This is a genomic window from Microvirga tunisiensis (assembly GCF_009296175.1).
Taxonomy (GTDB): Bacteria; Pseudomonadota; Alphaproteobacteria; order Rhizobiales; family Beijerinckiaceae; genus Microvirga; species Microvirga tunisiensis.
This window is the reverse complement of the sequence record NZ_VOSK01000420.1, coordinates 1-4,727: the sequence shown is the minus strand read 5'-3', so window position 1 is coordinate 4,727 and position 4,727 is coordinate 1. Positions and strand designations below refer to the sequence as shown.

General features: G+C 58.0%; 5 protein-coding genes. 3 read left to right on the top strand and 2 right to left on the bottom strand.

Features of this window, described 5'->3' with window-relative positions:
• Positions 1-360: 360 nt before the first annotated feature.
• On the bottom strand, positions 361-705 hold the full coding sequence (locus FS320_RS38285; RefSeq protein ID WP_152717519.1) for a hypothetical protein: 345 nt from the start codon (positions 703-705) through the stop codon (positions 361-363).
• A 30-nt stretch (positions 706-735) separates the two neighbouring features.
• Here FS320_RS38285 and FS320_RS38280 point away from each other — a divergent pair, with 30 nt between their 5' ends.
• Positions 736-1,218 carry a lytic transglycosylase domain-containing protein gene (locus tag FS320_RS38280; protein WP_152717518.1) on the top strand — a complete coding sequence of 161 codons (483 nt, stop codon included), beginning with the start codon at positions 736-738 and terminating at the stop codon, positions 1,216-1,218.
• A gap of 586 nt (positions 1,219-1,804) precedes the next feature.
• Here the strand turns inward: FS320_RS38280 and FS320_RS51180 are convergent.
• Positions 1,805-2,176: a hypothetical protein gene (locus tag FS320_RS51180; protein ID WP_192926395.1), complete on the bottom strand. Its 372-nt coding sequence runs from the start codon at positions 2,174-2,176 to the stop codon at positions 1,805-1,807.
• A gap of 957 nt (positions 2,177-3,133) precedes the next feature.
• On the opposite strand from FS320_RS51180, the gene FS320_RS38270 reads away from it, so the two are divergent.
• Entirely contained in the window at positions 3,134-3,868 is a 735-nt protein-coding gene (locus tag FS320_RS38270) for a TerC family protein (RefSeq protein WP_152717514.1), read from the top strand.
• 230 nt (positions 3,869-4,098) lie between these two features.
• On the top strand, positions 4,099-4,727 hold a 629-nt coding region (locus FS320_RS38265; protein WP_244627655.1), incomplete at its 3' end, for an IS701 family transposase.

The window sequence follows — 4,727 nt, the reverse complement described above, 5'->3', positions numbered from 1 at the left end:
ACCCCATGTCTTCTCCGCCAACGCGTTCCGACGTTCCAAACCTCGCCGCGATGAAAAAGGCGCAACAGATTGGCTCGCCCAAGCCGCAAGTCAGGTCATCGCAACCAGCGCAGGTGAATACGATCGGCTAGGGACTAAACAAGGCATTACTACTTTCAAAATCGAGCTTTAACTCATAAGAGCCCAAGATACCCCTTGCTTACCGGTTCAAGTACTCTGACCTATTCTTACTGCCTACACTGTATAAGACTCGTCTTGGAATCTGGTATAGTGACCAAGTTGTGCCTGCTCGTGCATATGTATTTGATAAATTCTACTCGCTTGCGCGAAATATTCGAGACAGCATAAGCGCTACAACAATCATTCGATGATCTCACTGCCTGCTTTCATGCGAAGAATCGGATCGAATAAGTCAGCCACATTGACCTTCCAAGCCTCTGCAATTTTTTGCAGAACGGTCAGCGTCGAGAGCTTACACGCTCTGACATAATGCTGTGTCGCTACCCCTTTGGAGAAAGCAGCAGCCGCATCTCTAAACAATGTTGCGATCGAAGCATCTGCCGGACAGCATGCTGAATGCGCAGTCGCCAGAGGGCACCGGGGCGGAGCGGAGCGCACCGCATCAATGCATGCACTGCGGAAACTCGTTACAGCCAAGCTGACGTCCAATTGCCACGATTGACGGCGAGAAATCTCCTCAAACAACGAGAAATCTCCTCAAACAAGGGCACCTTCATGATTTCTCGTCTTGTTCTCGCGTGTGCAGCGATCGCTTGCACGCTGCCTGCAACCGCATCCGAACGAGCTCAAATTGATGCACTCGTCGCGCAGCACGCCAAAGCTCACGGAATTCCGGAAGCATTGATACATCGGATCATCAAACGCGAGAGTGGTTACAATCCACTCGCATCCAACCGAGGAAATCTCGGGCTCATGCAGATCCGCTATGCCACCGCACGCGGCATGGGTTACAGAGGGGCAGTGTCCGGGTTGCTCGATGCCAACACCAATCTGACTTATGCAGTCCCCTATCTGGCGAACGCCTATAGAGTCTCTGGCGGCAATCCGGATCGCGCCGTCGCACTTTATGCCGGGGGCTATTATTACGAAGCCAAGCGCAAGGGCTTGTTGCACACACTCAGAACAGGGGGTAGCGACCCTGTAACGACCGGGTCAATCGCTCCCTCCACAGGCTTCGCATCTGTTAATGGGCGCTAAGGAACCTGCGTAACCGGGTCTGTGTCGAACCGTTGAGAGGATCCATCATACCGCCTCTTCATCCTCGCGCAGTGGAGATGTGATGGACGATGCGAGATCTGGTCCGACAGGTCCCGTGCTGATGTCTGCTGCTGCAATACTTTCGAAGATTCCGATACCGATAGCGGCCATGTAACCCACATCGTGTAGGGTTTCCCGCCAGGCCCGAGAGCGCCCGCTGACACACGGTGCGAGAGGATGGTTTTAGCCTTTTGGGTTGTGATACGACTGTCTGTGGTCGGCAGTGCCGACATGTGCGAGTTGATCCACGATGCCTTGCCTATCGAACACCGTATTCCTGGACTTCGAAGCGTCCTCCCTTGGCAAACAGGGCTATCCCATCGAGGTCGCCTGGGCTTTCGCCAATGGCGAGGAGGAGAGCCATCTCATCAGGCCCGCCGCATCTTGGACCGATTGGGATACCAAAGCGGAGAGAATTCATGGCATTTGCCGAGAGCAGCTGAAATCGGAAGGAACACCGCTCGAAGATGTCGCTCGACGAATGATATCGGTTTTGAAAGGTCGCGCCCTCTATGCAACGGCCCCATCATGGGATGGAAAGTGGCTGAGCAAGCTCCTGCGGGCGGCAGGATTGCCACGGCATGCCTTGCGTCTCGAGGACACTGAGATGGCTCATAAGCGGGTGATGCGTGACGTGCTGCGGGCTGCTCAAGTCCCGGATGACCTTCATCGCACGCTCATGCAGGATGTTCTTGCGCAGGCGCACCGCAGCAATGATGAGCTCGGTCCAGCTGCACACCGCGCCCTTGCCGATGCACAACGGGAGCGACGTCTTTGGCTCGATATACGTCGTCGCGCGGAAGAAATCGCAGCGCAATTTCAACAGCCTGTTATTGAACCCACAAGGAACAGATAGCCAAGCACGCCAATCGACACGCGTGGCAAACCGGCTCGGCATATCGCGACATATCTTTCTGTAAACGCCTCGATCAACAGATTAGTAGCCGTCCGGCAATCCAGATGCGATATCCTGATCAGGACGTGTCAAAACGTCGACGCGGCGGCCGTCCGGGAGCTGAATGGTTCGCAGCCTCATGACCTGAAGACCTGCGTCCAGCCCTTCCTGCACGGATCCATAGCGTGTAACCCGCGCACGACGTTCAATTGCACCGCGGGATTCTGCCTGCGACAGCTGCGTTCCGGTTGCACGCCGGCGCGCCACTTGCCTTTCCCGTCTCTGGCTGCGCGCCGATGCGTTGGCTTGCTGCGAGGAAGCACGTGACTTCCGTGCCGTGGCTGTCTTTTGCTTGGCTTGGTGACCCGTTGCCGTTTTACGCGGCGAGGCCTCGTCGGCCGGCTGAGTTTCTGCGCTTGCCTTAGCTTCCGTGGGAGCCGGAACGGGAGGAGCTACAGGATTAGGCCCCGCAGCTTGGGTCGGCGGCTTCGCCGGAAGAGACGATGGCGCCGACATCGGTGCCGGGGCCTTGGTTTCTCCCTCAGACGGAGGGTCGATCCATGGCCGCCCTGCTTGGGCGAGAGCAGCCAATGGACTTCCGAGCATTCCCACCAACGAGGCGGTCACCAGCCACCGTCCTGAAATTCCTGCCATGACACGCCTCCAGATCATTCCATGAGGGAACGCTTCTCCTGCCATGGGCGGTTCCATAGCGCTGCCGCCGCATAACCGGCACGAGAACTAAAGCACTGAAACCAAAAGTTATTTCGCCTAGATTATAGGGAGGCGGCCCCAACGCTCGTCTTTGAATCATGTGGGCGCAGGCACTCGCACTTCAACGGCCTCGATGTCGAAATCAGCGAATTGTGAAAGCGGCAAAGAGCAATGGATGCCAGCCCGCCCCCTTGCGCAAGCTCGACAATAACCGAAATAAGGGCATGACATGATAGGAAGGGCTTCATGGACTATATTTTTGCATTGGCCGCCGATCCGACAGCGTGGGTTGCCTTGGCGACACTTGTCGTCATGGAAGTCGTGCTCGGGATCGACAACCTCATCTTCATCTCGATCCTGACCAACAAGCTGCCTGCCGATCAGCAGGCCACGGCCCGGCGCATCGGCATCGGCCTCGCTCTTGTTCTCCGACTGGGTCTGCTCGGAACCATCGCGATCATCGTCCAGCTCACGGAGCCTCTCTTCACGGCCTTCGGCCATGGCTTCTCCTGGCGAGACCTGATCCTGGTCGCCGGCGGTCTGTTCCTGGTTTGGAAAGCCACCAAGGAGATTCATCACAATGTCGACCCCGATCCCGGACCCGACCTCTTCGAAGGTAAAAAGGTTCAGATGAGCTTCGCCTCGGCGATCGTGCAGATCCTGCTCCTGGATCTCGTTTTTTCCATCGACAGCATCATTACCGCCGTCGGCATGACGGATCACGTGCCGATCATGGTCATCGCCGTCGTTGCCGCCGTGACTGTCATGCTGCTGGCAGCCGATCTCCTCGCCCGCTTCATCCAGGCCAATCCGACGGTCGTCATGCTCGCCCTCGGCTTCCTGCTTATGATCGGCATGGTCCTGATCGCGGAAGGCTTCGGAGCTCATGTGCCGAAGGGCTACATCTACGCGGCGATGGCCTTCTCTGCCTTGATCGAGGCATTGAATATGCTCTCGCAGCGAGCCCGGAAGACACGATAACCGACAAGAAATGACCGGGCGCAGTCGAGAACCTAGAGCATTGGATCGAGAAGTGGATTTGCCCTTTTCGGTCCGATGCTTCTTCTCTTGGCGGCACATCGTTCGGAGCGGAAAACCGGGTCCACCTTTTGCTGACGCGGACCTCCGGTTCCGACGATGCGTTAGTACTACTGTGTCATAAACTCACGAGGCGAGCTATAGTCGGGAGATCCATCATGCGGAGGCGTGTGATGAACCTTCCTATCCCATCAGAGACGCGCGAGGCGCGGTTTGCCGCCTATGTTGATGCCCTTGCGGAAGGGCTCGGCCATGCCGATCGGATTGCCCCGATGCAGGCCTACTGTACCGGGCTCCTCCTGCCGGGCGAACGCAAGAGCATTGAGCCCATGGCGGCCCGGCTCGCACCCGACCGCGCCCAGGCGGCCCACCAATCTCTGCACCATCTCGTGGCTCAGGCCGAGTGGTCGGATGAGATCCTGCTGGCGAGCGTGCGCCAGCAAGTGCTGCCCGTCATCGAACGGCATGGGGCCATCCGGGCCTGGATCATCGATGACACCAGCTTTCCCAAGAAGGGCAGCCATTCGGTCGGGGTGGCGCGCCAGTACTGCGGACAGTTGGGCAAGCAGGACAACTGCCAGGTCGCCGTGAGCCTGTCGCTGGCCAACGACGACGCCAGTCTGCCGATTGTCTGGATGCGAGACCTCCTTGGCATGAGCGATGACCTGGAGGGCGGGCGGCAACGCGTCTGCATCGGGTGGCTTGTAGCGGCGGTTGGCGAGCTTCGGCTCGGCAGCCAGGCGGCTTCGCACAACCTCATCCGGGGATCGCCCCTTGAGCACGCGTTGACGTCTTCTGTTAT